20 protein-coding genes and 1 pseudogene are annotated in these 18,848 nt (G+C 56.1%); 15 read left to right on the top strand and 6 right to left on the bottom strand.

The annotated features are described in order from the left end of the window. The first annotated feature begins 75 nt into the window (after nucleotides 1-75). Nucleotides 76-1,077, top strand: coding sequence for an amidoligase family protein (locus tag ATI45_RS21515; protein ID WP_098421554.1), 1,002 nt, complete (start codon nucleotides 76-78; stop codon nucleotides 1,075-1,077). Next, nucleotides 1,070-1,801: a gamma-glutamyl-gamma-aminobutyrate hydrolase family protein gene (locus ATI45_RS21510; protein WP_098421553.1), complete on the top strand. Its 732-nt coding sequence runs from the start codon at nucleotides 1,070-1,072 to the stop codon at nucleotides 1,799-1,801. The genes ATI45_RS21515 and ATI45_RS21510 overlap by 8 nt, the downstream gene beginning before the upstream one ends. A gap of 29 nt (nucleotides 1,802-1,830) precedes the next feature. Here ATI45_RS21510 and ATI45_RS21505 read toward each other — a convergent pair whose 3' ends face one another. Continuing rightward, entirely contained in the window at nucleotides 1,831-5,634 is a 3,804-nt protein-coding gene (locus ATI45_RS21505; RefSeq protein ID WP_098421552.1) for a translocation/assembly module TamB domain-containing protein, read from the bottom strand. Continuing rightward, nucleotides 5,631-7,394, bottom strand: coding sequence for an autotransporter assembly complex protein TamA (locus ATI45_RS21500; protein ID WP_098421551.1), 1,764 nt, complete (start codon nucleotides 7,392-7,394; stop codon nucleotides 5,631-5,633). The genes ATI45_RS21505 and ATI45_RS21500 overlap by 4 nt, the downstream gene beginning before the upstream one ends. A 182-nt stretch (nucleotides 7,395-7,576) precedes the next feature. Here ATI45_RS21500 and ATI45_RS21495 point away from each other — a divergent pair, with 182 nt between their 5' ends. From ATI45_RS21495 to phnE (ATI45_RS21460), 8 genes are all read left to right on the top strand, one after another. Further along, on the top strand, nucleotides 7,577-8,584 hold the full coding sequence (locus ATI45_RS21495) for a hypothetical protein (protein ID WP_098421550.1): 1,008 nt from the start codon (nucleotides 7,577-7,579) through the stop codon (nucleotides 8,582-8,584). A 49-nt stretch (nucleotides 8,585-8,633) separates the two neighbouring features. Further along, on the top strand, nucleotides 8,634-9,083 hold the full coding sequence (locus tag ATI45_RS21490; RefSeq protein ID WP_228736037.1) for a GAF domain-containing protein: 450 nt from the start codon (nucleotides 8,634-8,636) through the stop codon (nucleotides 9,081-9,083). A 64-nt stretch (nucleotides 9,084-9,147) separates the two neighbouring features. Next, entirely contained in the window at nucleotides 9,148-9,381 is a 234-nt protein-coding gene (locus ATI45_RS21485) for an AbrB/MazE/SpoVT family DNA-binding domain-containing protein (protein WP_018405547.1), read from the top strand. Further along, the gene (locus tag ATI45_RS21480) at nucleotides 9,378-9,785 is read left to right on the top strand and encodes a PIN domain-containing protein (RefSeq protein ID WP_098421549.1); all 408 of its coding nucleotides are present in this window, start codon (nucleotides 9,378-9,380) and stop codon (nucleotides 9,783-9,785) included. The genes ATI45_RS21485 and ATI45_RS21480 overlap by 4 nt, the downstream gene beginning before the upstream one ends. Nucleotides 9,786-9,984: 199 nt before the next feature. Continuing rightward, on the top strand, nucleotides 9,985-10,959 hold the full coding sequence (gene phnD / locus ATI45_RS21475) for a phosphate/phosphite/phosphonate ABC transporter substrate-binding protein (RefSeq protein WP_323807662.1): 975 nt from the start codon (nucleotides 9,985-9,987) through the stop codon (nucleotides 10,957-10,959). A gap of 156 nt (nucleotides 10,960-11,115) precedes the next feature. Then, nucleotides 11,116-11,943 carry a phosphonate ABC transporter ATP-binding protein gene (phnC, locus tag ATI45_RS21470; RefSeq protein ID WP_098421547.1) on the top strand — a complete coding sequence of 276 codons (828 nt, stop codon included), beginning with the start codon at nucleotides 11,116-11,118 and terminating at the stop codon, nucleotides 11,941-11,943. Then, nucleotides 11,940-12,746: a phosphonate ABC transporter, permease protein PhnE gene (gene phnE / locus ATI45_RS21465; RefSeq protein WP_098421546.1), complete on the top strand. Its 807-nt coding sequence runs from the start codon at nucleotides 11,940-11,942 to the stop codon at nucleotides 12,744-12,746. Before phnC ends, phnE (ATI45_RS21465) begins: the two co-directional genes overlap by 4 nt. Continuing rightward, nucleotides 12,743-13,558, top strand: coding sequence for a phosphonate ABC transporter, permease protein PhnE (gene phnE / locus ATI45_RS21460; RefSeq protein WP_228736036.1), 816 nt, complete (start codon nucleotides 12,743-12,745; stop codon nucleotides 13,556-13,558). Before phnE (ATI45_RS21465) ends, phnE (ATI45_RS21460) begins: the two co-directional genes overlap by 4 nt. A 66-nt stretch (nucleotides 13,559-13,624) precedes the next feature. Here the strand turns inward: phnE (ATI45_RS21460) and ATI45_RS21455 are convergent, their stop codons facing one another. Next, nucleotides 13,625-13,888: a hypothetical protein gene (locus ATI45_RS21455; protein ID WP_098421545.1), complete on the bottom strand. Its 264-nt coding sequence runs from the start codon at nucleotides 13,886-13,888 to the stop codon at nucleotides 13,625-13,627. Between the two features lie 48 nt (nucleotides 13,889-13,936). Here ATI45_RS21455 and ATI45_RS21450 point away from each other — a divergent pair, with 48 nt between their 5' ends. Next, on the top strand, nucleotides 13,937-14,659 hold the full coding sequence (locus ATI45_RS21450) for a hypothetical protein (RefSeq protein WP_323807661.1): 723 nt from the start codon (nucleotides 13,937-13,939) through the stop codon (nucleotides 14,657-14,659). A gap of 13 nt (nucleotides 14,660-14,672) precedes the next feature. Here ATI45_RS21450 and ATI45_RS21445 read toward each other — a convergent pair whose 3' ends face one another. Beyond that, entirely contained in the window at nucleotides 14,673-14,951 is a 279-nt protein-coding gene (locus ATI45_RS21445; protein WP_098421544.1) for a helix-turn-helix domain-containing protein, read from the bottom strand. Beyond that, a complete protein-coding gene (locus ATI45_RS21440; RefSeq protein ID WP_098421543.1) occupies nucleotides 14,948-15,289 on the bottom strand; it encodes a type II toxin-antitoxin system RelE/ParE family toxin in 342 nt (113 codons plus the stop codon). Before ATI45_RS21440 ends, ATI45_RS21445 begins: the two co-directional genes overlap by 4 nt. Before the next feature lie 323 nt (nucleotides 15,290-15,612). On the opposite strand from ATI45_RS21440, the gene ATI45_RS21435 reads away from it, so the two are divergent. Beyond that, nucleotides 15,613-16,059 (top strand): REP-associated tyrosine transposase, encoded by a 447-nt coding sequence (locus ATI45_RS21435; protein WP_098421542.1) that lies wholly within the window; start codon nucleotides 15,613-15,615, stop codon nucleotides 16,057-16,059. Nucleotides 16,060-16,406: 347 nt separating this feature from the next. Here ATI45_RS21435 and ATI45_RS21430 read toward each other — a convergent pair whose 3' ends face one another. Next, nucleotides 16,407-17,768: an O-antigen ligase family protein gene (locus ATI45_RS21430; protein ID WP_098421541.1), complete on the bottom strand. Its 1,362-nt coding sequence runs from the start codon at nucleotides 17,766-17,768 to the stop codon at nucleotides 16,407-16,409. 270 nt (nucleotides 17,769-18,038) lie between these two features. Here ATI45_RS21430 and ATI45_RS21425 point away from each other — a divergent pair, with 270 nt between their 5' ends. From ATI45_RS21425 to ATI45_RS23205, 3 genes and pseudogenes are all read left to right on the top strand, one after another. After that, nucleotides 18,039-18,155, top strand: coding sequence for a type II toxin-antitoxin system HigB family toxin (locus ATI45_RS21425; protein ID WP_098421854.1), 117 nt, complete (start codon nucleotides 18,039-18,041; stop codon nucleotides 18,153-18,155). Then, nucleotides 18,155-18,508, top strand: a complete 354-nt coding sequence (locus ATI45_RS21420) for a helix-turn-helix domain-containing protein (protein ID WP_098421540.1) — start codon at nucleotides 18,155-18,157, stop codon at nucleotides 18,506-18,508. The genes ATI45_RS21425 and ATI45_RS21420 overlap by 1 nt, the downstream gene beginning before the upstream one ends. Nucleotides 18,509-18,529: 21 nt before the next feature. After that, nucleotides 18,530-18,613 (top strand): annotated as a pseudogene (locus tag ATI45_RS23205) (UDP binding domain-containing protein); the annotation flags it as partial. Nucleotides 18,614-18,848: the final 235 nt, after the last annotated feature.

Genomic DNA, 18,848 nt, shown 5'->3' with positions numbered 1-18,848 from the left:
TACCTAATATGCTATGATAATTCTACCGTTACGGGCCGCACTTGAAGCGCTGAAGACTGATCCAAGGGTGTAATAATGACGCAAAAGAACTTCTGCAAAATCCCCTCTGTAACCCACACTGCCAGCGGAGCAGAGCGCCGGGTTGGTGTTGAAATCGAGCTTTCGGGTTTAAGCTACGAGGCGCTGGTGCGCGAAGTCGCCAACCTGCTGAACGGCACACCGCAACCGCGGTCGCGCTACGTAACTGCAGTAGACACGCCACTGGGCGAGTTTGTGATCGAGCTGGATTCTGACCCCATTAAAGATCTGGACCTGACCGGGGCCGACGTTCCAGAAAGCCTGCGCGAGCTGGGTGGCCAGGCTATGGACGTGATTGACGCCGCGGCCGAGCGTATTGTTCCGCTGGAAATTGTTGGGCCGCCTATCGGTTTTTCCCAGGTGGAAGAGGTTGAGCGGCTGGTTAAAGAACTGCGTAACCTTGGCGCTCTGGGCAGCCGCGAGTCCATTTATTATGCCTTCGGGCTGCAACTGAACCCGGAACTGCCAGATTTACAGGCGTCCACCATTACGCGCTATTTACAGGCGTTTGCCGGCTTGTACGAGTGGCTGAAAAAGCGCCATCAACTGGATGTCAGCCGGCGTTTTACACCCTACATAGAGCCCTGGGCGCCTCGCTACACAGAACTGCTGATGAAAGATGGCTACGCGCCATCGTTGGAGCAGTTGATGGAAGACTACCTGCAGCACAACCCCACTCGAAACCGGGCACTGGATTTGCTGCCGCTGTTTGCCCATCTGGATGCGCCCTTGCTGGCCCGCCATGTGCAGGACCCACGTATCAAAAAACGGCCCACCCTGCATTACCGGCTACCGGACTGCGACATCGACAACCCGCAGTGGAATTTTTCTTCGGTATGGAATGACTGGGTAATACTGGACGACATTGCCAATAACAACGACGACCTGGCGCAGCTGCGGGCCCAGTTTCGCGACTCCGGCACCATCAGCCTGCACAATCTGACCCACAGCAAACCGGAAACCATTCACCACTGGCTTGAACACAAAGGCTATGTCTGAATCGATATCTGAACGGATGGCAGAAGAGTCCCCGCCCGGGCTGACCATTGGCATCAGTGGTCCGCGCCGGCGCGGACCGGCCCAGCGGCTGATCATGCTGGCGCTGCGCCTGCAGGGAGCGCACACCCATTACATACGCCCCGGTACGCGGGTGAACGTTAGCATGCTTGACGGCCTGGTGCTTTCCGGAGGCACTCACGTGCAACCGGAATTGTACGGCCAGCAGCCCATGGTAACGGCAAATTACGATAAACGCCGTGATGAAACCGATCAGCGCCTGCTGGCAGAAGCGGAAGCCCTGAACCTGCCGGTGCTGGGAATATGCCGCGGCGCACAGTTGATTAATGTGCATCGCGGCGGCTCGCTGTGCCAGAACGTGACCCCACTGCGGCAGAACACCCGCCATCGCCCGCTGCTGTTGCCCCTGCAAACCGTGAAGGTAGTGGACAACACCCGCCTGAGCCAGATCATGCGGGCGCCGGTTATCGGTGCAAATCGTATTCACAGCCAAACCATTAAAAGACTGGGGCAAGACCTGCGCGTAGTGGCGGTGGATAACGATCTGTTCGTGCAGGCCATCGAAAATACCCGTGGCCAGTGGCTAATGGGGGTGCAATGGCACCCAGAGTATCTGCTTTACCACAACGGCCACCGCCGTATATTCCGCCATTTTGTAGACGAAGCCTGTCGCCTGAAAATAGCCAGACTGAGCGCCGCGCCTTAGCCGTGCGTTAACGGTTTTTTAACCGTTTTTTAAAAATCCCGGGTATAGAAAATGTCCAGCGAAGCCGCCAGACCACTGGCGGCTTCAAGATAGAAATAGCGCCCCAAATCATACCGCAACGCCACCGTGGTCACCGGCTCAAAAATGCCCACGCCGTAACGAATGCTGAGTTCGTCAGTCAGGTAACCGCTGGCCACCACCGCAGTCTGGTCGCCGCTGCCCTCGGCTTCAAGGGTCAAATCACGAATACCAAACTCTGCGCCCAGCGCACCGGTAATCTTGTTAGCCTGGTTCAAACCCAATGACAGCGCTGCCCGGCTCATTTGGCCGTCGTCCTGGCGGCTTTGCGGAGCGCGGCCCAGAATCAGGTACGACAGCGCATCGGTTTGCGGCATCTCCGGGCTGGAAAACACCTCGGTCTCAGGCGACTGCACCGGGCCCGTCAACCGCAGCCCTGCGACAACCGTCCCCACCGTGCGCGTCGCTTCCAGTTCCAGATAAGGCTGGCTCAGGTTGCCGACAAACAGCAGCCTGGCTTTGCGCAGGGTCAGATCCTGGCCATAGGCTTCAAAGCGACCGTTGTTGAGCCGCAAGGTGCCGCGGGTATCCATATTGTTGCCAATGCGCAGGGTACCGCTAAGGTCGCCTGTCGCGCCGAACGCCGCAAACGTGACCTTGTCATCGGGGCTGCCTACGTTCACCACCACATCTACTATTAACGAACGAATCACCGGTTCGGGCCTTTCCACCCCCACAATCACTTCGTCATCAGACACCGATACTGCCCGCGGCGGCAGCCCGCGAATTTCAATAGCGCCACGGGGTACGTCAACACGGCCATTGACCTGCAATTCGCCGCCGGAAAAGGCGATGGTCAAGTCCGGCGCTACTTCCAGCTCGGCGTAAGGCTCAATGTTGATGGGCAGGCGCTCGCCGCGCAAAGACACGCTGCCGCTGGGCAGGTCGCTTTGCCAGTCAAGTTCGCCCTGGAGCGCCAGTTCGCTGCGCTCATTGGCTCGAATCAAACCGTTAATATTGGCGTTGTAGCCCAGCATCTCAACGGTGACGTTGATTTGCTCCATGGCCAGGGGCAGGCGTGGGTCAACCACCCGGCCATCAGACAGAGTTAATTCGCCATTCACCGCGGGCCGCATGAGCGGGCCAGACAGCTCACCCCGACCGTTGATCTGGCCGGCTACCTCTTCCAGACCGGTGAAAATGCCCAGCAGCGCAATGTCCATACCGCTGAGCTGGAAGTCGCCGTTGAGGGTGCGCTCAGAAGCCGCCGGGTCAATACTCAGGTCTGCTTTTAGCGATCCCAGTTTTGGCCCGGCCAACGTCAAGGTTAACTGAGCCTCAGACGGCTGCAACGTCAAGCGGGTAGACAATGCGCTGTGGCGCAAGGTTTCCCAGTCGCCATCCAGCAGAATTTCGAAGTCGCCTGCGCCGGCATCCAGCTCTATCGCGCCGCTGGGGCCTTCGGCGCCCATGGAAAAATCGATGCTGCCATTGATATTGGCCTGCCAGCGCAGATTTTCCGGCAATAATGGCGCCAGCGCCTGCGCCGGCAAGTTGATAATGCGGTATTCGATGTCTGCTGCCGGCAGCAGGGTCTGGTCACCGGCGCACAAGGCGCTTTGCTGCCACTGCCAGCAATGTTCGGCAAAGGTCAGTTGCGGCTCGGCGCCGCCTGTCGCGGCCTTGAAGAACAGAGCCGCGGGCTGGCGCAGCTGCCAGCGTTGGTCCTGCCCCGGCACCAGCACTTCACCGCGGCTGAGCTCGCCTTGCCATTGTTGCCACTGCTCACCCGCCGCACCCGCCAGCGCCAGGCGAACTTCAACCTCACGGTGAATCATCTCCAGCACCAGCTCATGATTCTGGCGCGTGCCATCCAGCGTTGCGTCCAGCTGCTCAACGGTCTGACCACCGGCTTCAATGCCCTGTGCTTGCAACCGACTGCGGATTGCGCCCGCCGCATCCAGGCTGGCGCTGAGTTCCATATCCGCGAGTTGCAACTGGTCTTCCCAGGCCAAAGCCGCTGCTGAAATGCGGATATCCGCCTGGGGCTGCTGCACCGTGCCTTTTACCGTTAAACGGGCGTTGGCCTGCCCGCGCAGACTTTCCAGAATCGCTTCTGGCTCAGGCAAATTCAAGTCCAGCTCGGCTTGTAACTGCTGACCCCACTGCCCTTTGCCGGCCAAGGTGTTATCGCCAATAGCGGCATTTAATTCAGGTACCTGCCAGAGCCCGTCTGCGGCACTGGCTTTAACCTTTATACGGGTGGTTTGCCCACGCCACAGGCCGGCAAGATCTACCTCTGCCGACATCTCTGGCATGCTAGCCGATTCTGGCCACTGGCCACTGGAACGGATGCTGCCATCCAGACTGGCCTGCAATTGCGGCACCCAATAACCCGGGTTGAATTTCTGCATCTCCAGCGAAGCCTGCCACGACAGCGGCTGTGCCAGGCCAACGTTGGCATTACCCGTTAAGGTGCCAGCGCCGGTTTGCACCTGTAAGCGGGAAATAGTCAGTTGCTGCAGATCGCCCTCAAGCTCTGACTCCAGACTGGCCTCACCGGCAGGGCCGCCGGCAGTAGCCGCCAGCGTGGCGGTATAGCGTTGGTCTTGCCAGTTTGCCCGCAGCTGCAAGGTATCAATGTTGACCGGAGGTTCCTGCATATCGGGCAGCAAGGTGTACCAGGGAAAGGCGTTCATGGTCAGATTGGCATCGGCGGCCAGCTCGGGCAGCCAGGCTGCGCTGCCGGTCAGCGCCAGGGTTCCGTCGCGCCCGGCGTTGTTTGCAGCCAATGTCAGCTCAATATTGTCGGCGCCCTGGGTGGTCACTTTCCCGGCCAGGTCAAGTTCAACCGGGCCAGTGGTGCCGGGCAAAGTAGCCTGGGCGCTAGTTTCGAAACCGTCGGCTAAAGACCCCTGCAACGCCAGTTTCAGGCTGTTCAGCCTGAGCGTTGGTGGTAAAGACGGAGCTGCCAAAAAAGTATCGGAGCGAATGTTCAGGCTAGCCGGCAGGTCTGCCTGCAGTGGTTCAACACTGCCTTCCAGAATTGCGTCGAGGTAGCCCTGACTGCTGCCGCTAACGCGCAGGTCGCGCACGCTGCCCGCCAAAGTCAGATCTATTTTCCAGCGATCCCCCGAGGGCGGCGGCAATACGGCACTGACATCCAGGTCAACCGGCCAGTCGCCGCGGGTTTGAACCCGCCCGGATACGGTTACCTGAATATCGTCAAGCTTATAAAACGCTTGGTCTATCAGCCAGCTTTCACCGGCGCCGCCAGCATCCAGTTCGACCGTGTCCCAGATCTTGTTGTCGTTAACAAAAAACTCTCCCAGGCGAATCTGGTCTGCGCGAATGCCCAACGGCAGACCGATATCGGGCAGCTGGATGTCCAATCTGGGGCTATCGTCTTCGTCGGCAGACGGCTGCAAGTTCAGCTCTATGGTTTGCGCCCGTAGATGGTCCACACACAGCCGCTTTTGCAGCAAACACCGGGGCGACCACTGCAAATCCGGCGCCTGCAATTGCAAATCAACGCCGTAACCTCGCCAGTTTAAAGATGAGGCCTGCCAGCGGCCCAGCAACGAGCCCTGCCCGGCTTGCACTTCCAGCCCGGGGATCTGTTCAATAACCCAGGCCGTGCCGGTTTCCGAGCGCAGCGCCAGCAGCGCAAACGTCAAAAGTAAAAGCGGCAGCAGCAGTACGATGGCAGTAACAACTAGCACCCAGAACCACCAGCGTCGGCGCCGCGGTTTTTTCGTGGCTGCGGACGTGGCCGGCGGCTGCAGCTGCTGTTTTTGATTCTGTTCGGTACTCACAATTCCGGCCCCATGGAAAAGTGTATGCGCCAGTCACCGCCAAATTCCGGGTTCAAGCCCTTGGCAAGATCCAGCCGCAGCGGCCCTACCGGGCTTATCCAGCGCACACCAACGCCGGCTCCGGTGGCCAGCGGATCAAGCAAATCATTAACGGCATTACCATGGTCCACAAACAGCGCAGCACGCCAATTGTTTACAAACTCGTACTGGTACTCAGCACTGCCAGCAATCAGGTAGCGGCCACCTTCCGTGGCACCACTAGCATTTAATGGTGACAGGGTTTCATAGCCGTAGCCGCGCACGCTCTGGTCACCACCGGCAAAAAACCGTAATGACGGTGGCACATCCGTGAAGCTGTTGGTGCCTAGCCCGCCGATCTGGAAACGCGCCAGAAAACGATGCTTGTACGCCAGGGTGGTCAGGCCCTTGGCGGAAGCCTTAACGTGCAGGATGTCGGCGGTAGACAGCAAGGCACTGTGGGCGCCGCTGATGTCAAAGCGCAGGTTGTAGCCCTGCGAAGGATTCAGCGCCGAGTCCTGAACCAGCCGGGAATACCCCGCGCCTGGCAACAGCAGGCTACTGGTATCGGATTCGTCATCATTACCGATGGTATAGCGCTCGCCCTCCCAGCGCAGCGATAAAATCTGGAGCCAGTCGTTTTCAAATCGGTGTTGCCGCTGCATGCCCAAGGTGGCCAGCTCCGATTCCACATCTTCGATGTCTTCCCGCTGCAGACCACCACTAAAGCGCAGTCGATCAGTCATTGGTGGGTCAAGGGGGACTTCGTACCAGGTGCTGATGCTCTGACGAAGCTGCGCAAGCTCGGTATCGGCGCCGCGGGTATGGCCCTGCGGGTTTACCCAATGCTCGCGCCAGTTAACGCGAAAACGCGGCCCCACGTCGGTGGAAAAGCCAACACCGGCGGACACCGAGCGGCGTTCGCGACGGGTGAGCGCAACCCGCACCGGAATGACGCCGTCTTCCGCACTCTCCGGGACGGCGTCAATATTAACCCCGGCAAAATAGCCGCTTGCAGACAGATCGCTGCTTAGTTTGGCAATCTCATCGGCGTGGTAGGCCGTGCCGGGCTCAAAGGTAACGAAGTTCTCAAGCAGGTCGAGTTCGAACCAATGGCCTTCGGCAAAGGTCACTTCGCCCAGGCGATACCGCTCACCGCTGTCATACGCCAGGGCAATGTCGGCCTCGAGGGTTTTCGGATTTACGGTCAGTGCATGGGTGGTCAGTTTGCCGTCAAAATAACCGCGGCGGCGGGCACGGGTAGGGAAAGTGTCACGCAGAGCGTTGTATTCGCCATGGTTGAGCACGTCCCCCAACGACGGCTTGGCCGGCAGGTTGCCACTAAACTTGGCATCTTCTGCCCCTGGCCCGCTAATATCTACCTGCCGCGTTTTTACCCGCACCGGTTCACCGGGCACGATGGTTAAAAGAAGTTGCGGCGGCTTGTCAGCGTCGGCATCGCCCTGTTCCAGCTGCCAGCTGATATCCGGGTTGTAATAACCCAGTGCCCGCAGTGCTTCGCTGGCCTGGTTTACCGCGGTAGAGGCATAGCGCCGCAGATTACTGACACTGCGCCCTTCCACATCGCCGATAAACGCTTCGGCGTTATCCTGCAATTGCGGATAATCGCCCTGCACCTGCACCTTCACCTGCTGGCCCAGGGCTGGCATTGACACGCCAACCAGTGCGAGCATTACCAGCCCGGTGCGCCGCAGACAGGCCAAAATTTTTTGTGGTGCCATAGAGTGAATTCTGTTCTTAAGCCACCAGGAATCTATGTAACCTGGCGCGCCTGAAATTTTATGAGATGTCGCAGTGTAGCTTGCCCACTGCTGACAAGTCGTTCAGCCACCCAAAATGCGCTAACCTTGGCGGGCAACTCTTTTTAGAACGATCACCCGTTACCAGCCGGACCTCTTTCATTATGTTGAATATAAACCGTCAAAAACTCAAATCCAGCCGCGAGTTTATCTGGTTTCTGCTGGATTTTCTGATGCTGGGCCTACTGATGGTGAATATGGCCTTCATCATCTGGGATTCCATTTACAACTTTGTCGCCATTCAAAATACCCTGAAAGAAGTCTTCCCGGCACTGCAAGCGGCTTATCAGCCAATTCACGAAAACTTTATTTTTTACGACTTGCTGTTTGTAGCCGTCTTTCTGACGGAATTTTTTGTCCGCTGGGTTCACGCGGTAAAAACCTACGACTACGGCCGCTGGTACTTCTACCCCTTCATTCACTGGTATGACCTGGTGGGCTGCATACCGATTGGCGGCTTCCGTATTTTACGCCTGCTACGGCTAATCTCGATTGTGCACCGGTTGCACCGCTACGGCATCATCGATGTTACCCAGTATCGGGCTTATCAGTTCATCAACTTCTATTACGAAGCGTTCATGGAAGAGCTGTCAGACCGTATCGTTCTGAACGTCATCGGTGGTATCCAGTCCGAAGCCGGCCGGGGTTCACCGCTGGTGAATCAAATTCAGCAGCAGGTGCTGTATCCAAGGCGGCAAATGATCACTAACTGGCTGTCTGCCCGGGTTGCGAAGGCCGCCGCGGAAAGCTATGTGCCAAACCGCGGTGCCCTGCGCAACTATCTGGAAACCCGGGTTGACCACGCCCTGCAGCAAAACATCGAACTGTCACGCCTGAAACTCTTACCTGTAGTCGGCGGAACCATCGCCCGCACCCTGGAAGACTCGGTGGGGGATATTGTCGCCAACATTGTTCATCAAATTCTGGAAGACCTGGCCTCAAGCGCCAATCACGCCTTTATTGATGACCTGGTGGCAGCCGTGTTACCCAATGTCGAACCCGGGCGCAAGGAGCACCAGGCCAACCAGGCGCTGGTCGAGATGATTCAGGAAATTCTGGAAGCCGTGAAAACCCAGGTGAAGGTCAAACGCTGGCGCGAAAACCTGCCGTAATAACGAAGGCCAAAGCCCGGGTGTCGACAAAAACGCCCGGGATGGCGAAGTGATCGCAGAAAGCCGTTCAGCGCACATGGGTAGTTATCTGGGAAACCGTTTTCTGGCATCGGATATTCCGGCACAGGCCCGGGCGCTTAACAGCCAAAACCTGACCTGGGTGACCGCTAACAGAAAGTGCGCCACGGTGCCCGTGCATGGCGCCCCGGATATCAGTACCAACCAGCCCCTGAATATGACCTATTCGGCTTACCGTTCACGGCCACTGATGCACTTGGCATATCTGGGCAATATGGGTGTAGCAGCTGCTCTGACCATTTCACTGATCCAGAATGGCAGGCTATGGGGCATGCTGACGTGGGATCATATTGTTGATAAAGTTGGTACCTATAGAAAAAATAGTATGACTTTTGAAAACATTACAAATACTAACCCAGACGATCTGGCCGTCGATCGCTTTGCCATTGAATTTGAGTCTTCCAGTCGCTATTTTCAGTAGCTATTTTTTTGCTTCCGTAATACCTTACGCTATGTAAGGCGAATGAAAAAAGGAAAGGCAGGCAATGACCACAGCAACGGTAACTAGTAAAGGACAAATAACGATTCCGGCCAACGTGCGGGCTGAATTAAAGGTAGGGCCTGGTGATCGCGTAGAGTTTGTGAAGGTGTCCGAAGGCCATTGGGAAGTTCTCGCGGCGGTTGAGGACGTTAGCCGACTACGAGGCATTGTTGCAGCTAAACGAGTCGTAAGCATTGAAGAAATGGATTCAGCAATTCGGCAAAAGGCGGGACGATGATCGGCCTTGATACCAACGTCCTGGTGCGCTACTTGACTCAGGACGATGCGGCCCAGTCTGCACTGGCCAATCAAGTCATTGAAGAACAACTGACACCGCGTAATCCCGGCTTCATATCGTCGATTGTATTGGTCGAAGTGGTCTGGGTGCTGGAGACCTGTTACAACCAGACCCAAAGTGCGATTGAGGCGATAGTAAACGGGCTTCTGACGACACGCCAACTCGTGGTCGATGAAGCTGACTTGGTTTATCTCGCGCTTAAACGCTTTTCAGGTGGGAATGCGGATTTCAGTGACGCACTTATTGCTGTTATCAGCGAAAACCGGGGATGCAGTTCGACATTGACCTTTGACAAGAAAGCTCAGTCAGTCGGGATGGTATATATCAATGAGACTGGCAAATAAACAAAAGGGCGCCCTGGATGTCTTAAGCCTTCCTCAAACTGTCTGTGCTTGCTGAGTTTGCGCATGTGTCAGTTTAGAAAAACACACATCGGCTATGATCAAAAAAATCAGGCAGCAAAAACGATGTCACTCAACAGTCATATTTCATCATTAAGGTGTGGGATAGATTTCAAATACACATCGCAACAATATATGGACGATGAATATGAGCTCAACCCTGTTTAGTAAATCCTTTACCCTTGGTTTGCTGACGCTGGCCGTCGCATCGGTTACACCGGCAATGGCTGAGTTTAAACTGGACAGCCGTTATCAGGATGCAGACGGCGACTTGGTTGCCGATATTCCGACCAGCGAATCCGACTGGCGAGACCCGTCAACACTGGTTTTTGCTTACACACCGGTGGAAGATCCTGCTGTCTATGCAAGTGTCTGGTCCGAATTCCTGGCCCACATGGAAGCTGAAACTGGCAAGCGCGTCCAGTTTTTTCCTGTTCAGTCGAATGCCGCTCAAATCGAAGCTATGCGTGCCGGCCGTTTGCACATTGCTGGCTTCAACACCGGCTCCAACCCGCTGGCTGTTGCCTGCTCTGGTTATCGCCCGTTTGCGATGATGGCCGCGGCTGATGGATCGTTCGGTTATGAAATGGAAATCATCACCCACCCGGATTCCGGCTTCAATGACATTGAAGACCTGCGCGGACAGAAACTGGCCTTTACTTCTCAAACCTCCAACTCGGGTTTTAAGGCGCCTTCCGCCATTTTGAAATCAGAATACGGAATGGAGCCGGGTCGCGATTTTGAGGCGGTTTTTTCCGGCAAGCACGACAACTCCATTCTGGGCGTAGCAAATCAGGATTACCCGGCAGCGGCCATTGCCAACTCTGTACTGAGCCGTATGCTCAGCCGCGACATCGTCTCTGAAGATCAGATCAAAACGCTGTACAAATCACAAACCTTCCCGACTACTTCTTACGGTCTTGCCCACGATCTGCATCCGGATCTGCAGGAAGCCGTTCAGAATGCCTTTTTCTCCTTCGACTGGTCAGGAACAAAGCTGGAAGAAGAATTTTCCAAATCGGGTGAGGCGCAGTTTGTTCCTATTACCTTTCAAAAAGAATGGTCGGTTATTCGTCAGATCGACGATGCCAACGGCGTGCAGTACAGCTGCCAATAAGGCTAACTCTACGCACTATGGGCCACTAAAAATCAATTCATAACTCAGACTTTTGCCCGGCAATTGCCGGGCTTTTTTGTTTATTGACCACTCAGTTTGGGTGCGTCGATGCCAATCGCCAACAGTCAATCTTGACGGGGCGTAAGGAGTGGCAATGTGTTAAAACTGGAACAGTTAACCAAGGTCTACAAAACTGGAGACAAGGCGCTGACCAACATCAACCTGTCGGTAGAAGCCGGCCAGGTAGTGGGCTTGATTGGCCCCTCAGGCGCGGGCAAATCAAGCCTCCTTCGCTGTATTAACCGCCTGGTTGAACCCAGTTCTGGCAAGATCTGGTTGGGTGACCAGGAAATGGCTGGTCTGGGTAAGAGCGCACTGCGTCGCCAGCGCCGTCGCATCGGCATGATCTTCCAGGAATACGCCCTGGTTGAACGCTTGACTGTTATGGAAAACGTGCTCTCCGGTCGCCTGGGATACGTTCCGTTCTGGCGCAGCCTGACCCGCCGCTACCCAGCCGACGACATCGAAAACGCCTATCGCTTCCTGGATAGGGTTGGCTTGGCCGATCATGCCGACAAACGCGCCGACGCGCTCTCTGGCGGCCAGCGCCAGCGCGTTGGGATAGCCCGGGCACTGGCGCAGGAACCGGATCTATTGTTGATCGATGAGCCGACAGCCAGTCTTGATCCGAAAACGTCGCGTCAAATCATGCGGTTAATCATCGAGCTGTGTAACGAACGCGGGTTACCAGCCATCATCAACATTCATGACGTACCGCTGGCGCAGGCGTTCGTTACTCGAATCATCGGCCTGAATCAGGGACAGGTGGTGTTCGATGGTGCACCCTCTGAATTATCTGACGATGTTCTGACACGGATTTATGGCGAGGAAGACTGGGCAGCCCTGCGGGGTAAGCCCGGCCGAGAGGGTGAAGATCCGGAGTCCCCGGCACTGGACGCGAATCGCCTGGAGAGCGCCCAATGACAACACAGCAATATCCCAGAACCTGGCGACGCCCGCCCGTTCTGATTCCCGATCCACGTTGGCGCTGGGGCTTATACCTGGTTGCGCTGGTTTACCTGCTGGCCGCCAGCAGCTCGCTGGATGTCAACTGGCAGCGGGCCTACGAGGGGCTAGACCGGGGAGGCCGATTTGCCATGGGCTTTTTACAACCAGATTTCACCACCCGCTGGCGTGATATATCTATCGGCCTGGTAGAAAGCCTTACTATGACGCTAACGTCGACCATCGCTGGCGTTTTGTTGGCCATACCGGTTGGTCTGGGTGCTGCACGCAATATTTCCAACGGCCCGATTTATCTGATTTGCCGCAGTTTTGTTGCTGTTTCGCGCAGCTTGCAGGAAATCATCATCGCTATTCTGTTTGTAGCCATGGTGGGTTTTGGTCCGCTGGCTGGATTCCTGACCCTGACCTTCGCCACCATTGGCTTTATGGCCAAATTGCTGGCAGAAGACATCGAAGAGATGGATGAACGGCAGGCTGAGGCCATTCGAGCCACGGGGGCCAGCTGGCTGCAGCTGATCCATGTTGGTGTGATGCCACAAGTAATGCCCCGGCTGATTGGTCTGTCGTTATACCGGCTGGATATTAATTTTCGCGAATCGGCGGTCATCGGCATCGTCGGCGCAGGCGGTATTGGCGCCACTCTGAACACGTCCATTGATCGCTACGAATACGACTCGGCTGGCGCTGTACTGATCATCATCATCGTGATTGTGATGGCGACGGAGTATCTGTCTGGTTACGTTCGTAAGTGGGTGCAATGATGACTCAACGTTTAACTGCACTGAACGTCTGGAAACGCAACACCCGCAAACACGCATGGCTGGTCTGGTTTGCCTGGCTAATCACGATTGCGGCCTTTATTGTGACCTGGCGCATCATGAACCAGAACACGCTCTGGTTTTTTCTGGCGGATGCGCCGGAACAGATTCGGGATCTGGGCGGGCGCATGTTTCCGCCGAGCTGGTCGTACATTAATTCTCTCTGGGGGCCGCTCTGGGACACCCTGAATATCGCAACGCTTGGCACCTTGATCGGCATTGTCATTGCCGTTCCTATCGCCTTTCTGGCGGCTCGCAACACCACGCCCTCACGTCGTTTTGTAAGGCCGCTGGCGTTATTGGTGATTGTTGCATCGCGCTCCATAAATTCCCTGATTTGGGCGCTGTTGCTGGTGGCGATGCTCGGGCCGGGATTGTTGGCGGGCGTCATAGCCATTGCACTTCGTTCCATCGGATTCATAGGCAAATTGATGTACGAAGCAATCGAAGAGATTGATGCTTCCCAGATTGAAGCTATCGAAGCAACGGGTGCATCGCTGATGCAACGCCTTGACTACGGCATTGTTCCGCAAATTCTGCCGACTTTTTTTGGCGTAACCGTGTTTCGGTGGGACATCAACATTCGTGAGTCCACCATTTTGGGGCTGGTCGGTGCTGGTGGTATTGGCTTGCAATTACAGGCCGCACTGAACACTCTGGCGTGGCCTCGGGTAACAATGATCTTCGTGGTTATTCTGGGCACCGTGGTGGTGTCTGAGTGGGTGTCTTCGAAAGTGCGGAATGCGATTCGCTGAGCCTGGCACAGCTATTTGACGACCCTGAGTGGACGTACCTGCTGTGAATGCAGCGCTGCTGAGAATTCAGGCCATTGCCCAAACTGGCTGCGCGACGCTCACCGGCTTCACTGCTTTGCCCTGCCCTGCCCTGCCCTGCCCCAGAAAGTTTACTACCACCGGTTTGGCGATGGCGGCTGCCCGGGCCAGAATTTTGTCTGCGATGGCCTGCGCTCGTGGCAACAGCACTAGAACGGCCACCGCCAAATGTTCGCGCGCGGGCGTAAGCCGTAACGGTCCAGACAGTCCAACTTCCTGCCTGGCGGCCATAGCCAGAATATAAACCGTCAAAAACTCAGATCCAGCCGCGAGTTTATCTGGTTTCTGCTGGGTTTTCTGATGTTGGGCCTACTGATGGTGAATATGGCCTTCATCATCTGGGATTCCATTTACAACTTTGTCGCCATTCAAAATACCCTGAAAGAAGTCTTCCCGGCACTGCAAGCGGCTTATCAGCCAATTCACGAAAACTTTATTTTTTACGACTTGCTGTTTGTAGCCATCTTTCTGACGGAATTTTTTGTGCGCTGGGTTCACGCGGTAAAAACCTACGACTACGGCCGCTGGTACTTCTACCCCTTCATTCACTGGTATGACCTGGTGGGCTGCATACCGATTGGCGGCTTCCGTATTTTACGCCTGCTACGGCTAATCTCGATTGTGCACCGGTTGCACCGCTACGGCATCATCGATGTTACCCAGTATCGGGCTTATCAGTTCATCAACTTCTATTACGAAGCGTTCATGGAAGAGCTGTCAGACCGTATCGTTCTGAACGTCATCGGTGGTATCCAGTCCGAAGCCGGCCGGGGTTCACCGCTGGTGAATCAAATTCAGCAGCAGGTGCTGTATCCAAGGCGGCAAATGATCACTAACTGGCTGTCTACCCGGGTTGACCACGCCCTGCAGCAAAACATCGAACTGTCGCATTGTTCACCAGATTCTGGAAGACCTGGCCTCAAGCGCCGCTCCTACAGGGGTTGGCGTTGTGGCGGGGCGTTTGCGCACGACGTGCACTTCACACGCGCCGGTTTGTGTTCCATTTGCGCTGGCTCACATTAACTGCAACTGACGCTTAGGCCGTTTGAGCGATTTGCAGTTCTACATGCAGTCCGGCAGTGGCCAGCATGTTGATTAGCGTATCGATGCTGAACAGCGTGACCTTGCCGCGTAGCAGATCGGAGATGCGTGGCTGAGTCACACCGAACAGTTTGGCCGCGCTCGCTTGCGACAGGCCTTCAGCCTCAATGCGCTTCTTCAAAGCGATCATCAAGGCGGAACGCACCTTCATGTTTTCGGCTTGTGCTGGGGTGTCCTCAATGGCATCCCAGACGCTGTCGAAACGTTGGCTCATGGGCCTAACTCCTTTATCAAGTCTTTCAGTCGTTGGGTGGCCAGCACAACGTCCGCGCGGTTGGTTTTCTGGGTTTTCTTCTGGAAGCAGTGCAACACGAAAATGGCGTCTTCAAATTTCGCGACATAGATCACCCGGAAAGCTCCAGAGGCTTCACGGATGCGTATTTCACGAACGCCAGCGCCGATGCTTGCCATTGGCTTCCAATCGTCCGGCTCGCGACCTTGCTGAACCTGATCCAGCTGGTGGCCAGCTTCTCGCCGGGCATCTTCTGGAAAAGTGCGCAGTTCACTGAGAGAGCTGCCGCAGAACGCGATGGGTTTATGGTTTCGTTTCATGAATTAAATCATACAAAATTTTGTATGAGGGGGCAAGCGTCTTTTGTCTTTGACATCCTCCCCGCCCTCTCGCTTCGCGAAAAAGACGGGGATTCCTACGGCGCTGGGCTGCTTGGGTAGGTTCCTGCTGCTGACGGCCCGCATCGCGGCGGGGCGCCGCTCCTACAGGGGTTGTGAGGTTATGTGGCGGGCCGGCGGCCCGCATCGCGGCGAGGCGCCGCTCCTACAGGGGGTTGGCGTTGTGGTTTTTGTCGGAACACCGTAGCTTTTGTAGGAGCGTCGCCCCGGCGCGAGCTGTTGGATTTATGGAAAGGAGTTCCATGATGCTGCCTGAAAGAAAGGGATTTGCCAGTCGGTTGCGCACCGGCCGCTGGTCGGCGGTTGGGCAGATTTATTTGGTGACTACGGTGACGCGCGAGCGGCGTGCGGTTTTCGCTGATTTTGCTTCAGCCCGTTCTTTGATTGGCGTGTTGCATGCGGAGTCGACTTTGGGCCGCTGCACGACTCTGGCGTTCGTGGTGATGCCCGATCATTTGCATTGGTTACTACGTCTGGAGCAGGGATCGCTGTCGGCTCTGGTGGGCCGGGTCAAATCCATATCCGCCAAACGCTTGGGCGGGCCTGTCTGGCAGGCGGGGTTTCATGACCGGGCATTACGTCGCGAAGAGGATTTGCAGTCGATGGCGCGCTATGTGGTCGCCAATCCGCTCAGGGCAGGCCTGGTTACGCGTGTGGGCCTCTACCCACATTGGGATGCCATTTGGGTGTAGCGGTTGGTTGTGCCTTTGGGTTTTTCGGTGTTTGTGGTGTTTGCGGTGTTTGCGGTGATGTGGCGGGCCTGCGGCCCGCATCGCGGCGGGGCGCCGCTCCTACAGGTGCTATCGCGGCGGGGCTGTGGTTTTTTGTCGGAGCGCCGCTGCTTTTGTAGGAGCGTCGCCCCCGGCGCGAGCTGTTGATTTTGCCTTTGGGTTTTGCTTTTGGTTTTGGTTTTGGGTTTTGCGGTGTTTGCGGTTATGTGGCGGGCCTGCGGCCCACATCGCGGCGGGGCGCCGCTCCTACAGGTGCTATCGTGGCGGGGCGCCGCTCCTACAGGTGCTATCGTGGCGGGGCGCCGCTCCTACAGGGGTTGTTTGTGTTGCCGCCGGTTGCTGTGGCTGCCGGCCAGTACGGCAATGGCACAAAGCACTACGAACGTTGCGGCGTTGGCGGGAATTTGCAGGTTGAAGTCGGTGCTGGAATGAATTAGCAGGGCAATAATGCCCATGGCCGCACCAAAGCCAACGCCGCTGCGGTACACCGAATCGCGCCGCCGCAACGCTTTTAATGCATACCACAGTGCCATCAGGGTGAATGCCACCAGCGGCAGGCTGCCCAGCAAGCCAAACTCGATACCGAACTGTAGATAGTCGTTGTGGGCGTGGTCAAAGTGTAGGCGAATGTCTTCGCCGGGGTATTGCGGGAACACTGCCTCGAAGCTGCCGGCGCCCTGGCCGACCATTGGGCGTTCTGTTAACAGGGGAATGGCGTAGCCGAACACGTCGTCTCGCAGTTCGTTGGCCCGCTGTACCACGTCGCCGTTGACCACCACATCATTCAACCGGGTGTTGGTTAAGCGGTCTTTGAGTTTCTCCAGGCCGAAGTATTGGCTGATCACCAGTACGTCAATCAGAATCAGGCTGACGAGGATCAGGCTGTTGCGCAGGCGGTGTTCTTTTTCAATAAGGATAAACAGCCCGCCAACCAACAGCAGGCTGATGAAAAACGCAGCGTTGCCCATCCGTGAGTGGCTCATCACCAGTGCGATGACCATAACCACCAAGGCCAAGCGCAAGCGCGCCTTAGGGCCCATTAACAGTTCCAGAAGGTTCACCCAACTAAAGGGACGGTTATCACGCAGCGCCAACAGCAGGCCTATACCGCAAGCTAGAGTCATCTCCAAGTAGCCCGCCAGGTGGTTACGATTAACGAAGGTGCCGGTGGCGTGGCCGACGTAACTGGTTTTGGGGCCGGCCAGCAGCCATTCAACACCGGATAACGTCATGAAGGCTCCCCAAAAGGCTTGCAAGGCGCCGCTGACGACTAAGGTGCCCAGCAGAAGGCTCAGCCGTTTACGGGTATGGCACAGGCTGACCACCAGCAGGAACAGCAGGCTGTAAGCCAGCCCGAGCATCAGGTATTGGAAGGTTGCGCCATTGTCGACCGTTAGCCCGGCCAGCCACTGCACAGCAACCCAGGTTTGTGTGAGTAAAAGCAGCCCTAGAAGCGGGAGTGCGGCCCTAACTGACTTGATTTGCAGGGCGGGTGTTACGCTGCCGCGCAGTTGGCCGATGGCCCAGAGACTGCCCAGCCCGCCGATTAACAGCACCAGCAAGCCCACAGACCAGTCGCGATTGCTACCCAGCGGTAACGGCAGCCACACCAGCACCACAAGCACGGCGACAAACAGGAATCGATCAAGGCGGCTGGTAGGCTGGGACATTGGCTTGGGTCAATCCGTAAATAAATATAAAAAAGGCAGACCAGTAAGATGCTGGTCTGCCTTTTTCTTATGTGGCGGCGGGGGAGCTGTTGATCTGCTTCCGGTTAACGAGCAAAAATGTTACGGGCAACGCGGCACGGTGTCAAAGACTAAATTGGCAATGAGCCAACAATCGCGCGGGCAAATCAAGCCTGAGGAGCCCCCGGCACTGGGCGCGCTGAACACTCTGGCGTGGCCGCGTTTTTAGCGGAGAAAGCACTTGTCGGGTCAATGGAGAGTTGCATTAACAGCGTCGTGGCGGCCATTGATTATGAGAAACAGATCGCCTGGATAAGGTTCGTCGGTACGCACCCCCAGTACGATCAAATAGATGCGGAGACCGTGTGATGGATATCAAACTTATTCGTGACGAAGAAGGCCTTCAGAGGGCTTTTGCGCGGATGGAAGAGCTGTGGGGAGCCAGGACAGGGACGGATGAAGGCGATGAGCTGGAACTTTTGAGTATTGTAATAGAGAAGTACGAAGATCAGCATTATGAGATGCCAGCGTCAGATCCGATTGAGGCTATCCGCTTCCGCATGGACCAGGACGGCCTCACCCAGCGTGATCTGGAGGTTTATATTGGTTCTAGCGGCCGAGTTTCAGAGGTTCTGAACAAGAAGCGCCCTCTTACCATAGGCATGATCAAGCGCCTCCACAATGGCTTGAATATTCCTTATGAGAGCCTTTTGGCTGACTGACGGCTCACCAGAAACCAACGGGGCCTGGCCTTCAAAGAAAACTGCCCAGACCTGCGCAACACCAAAGTAGTGGACCTGATCAAAGAGCTGGGTGAATTCGGCTGCTAGGTAGACGCCACCGACAGCTGGGCCAACAACGAGGATAGGGGACGGATTTGAAATCCGTCCCCTTCCCCATCCATTTCCCGCATTCACCCTACGCCTTGGTCGGTGTGGGTATCCTGCGGGAAATGGATGAAGTTTTGGGGTTGGTGGAATCGTATTTGCGGCGCTTTTTTCTTCGATAAAGGTCTATTTAGTATTTTTAAACAAATACTTAAGTATATAATACGAATTTTTA

This window comes from Marinobacter sp. LV10MA510-1, from assembly GCF_002563885.1.
Lineage (GTDB): Bacteria > Pseudomonadota > Gammaproteobacteria > Pseudomonadales > Oleiphilaceae > Marinobacter.
Note: the sequence above shows the minus strand (reverse complement) of the source record. Positions and strands in the feature narration are given on the sequence as shown.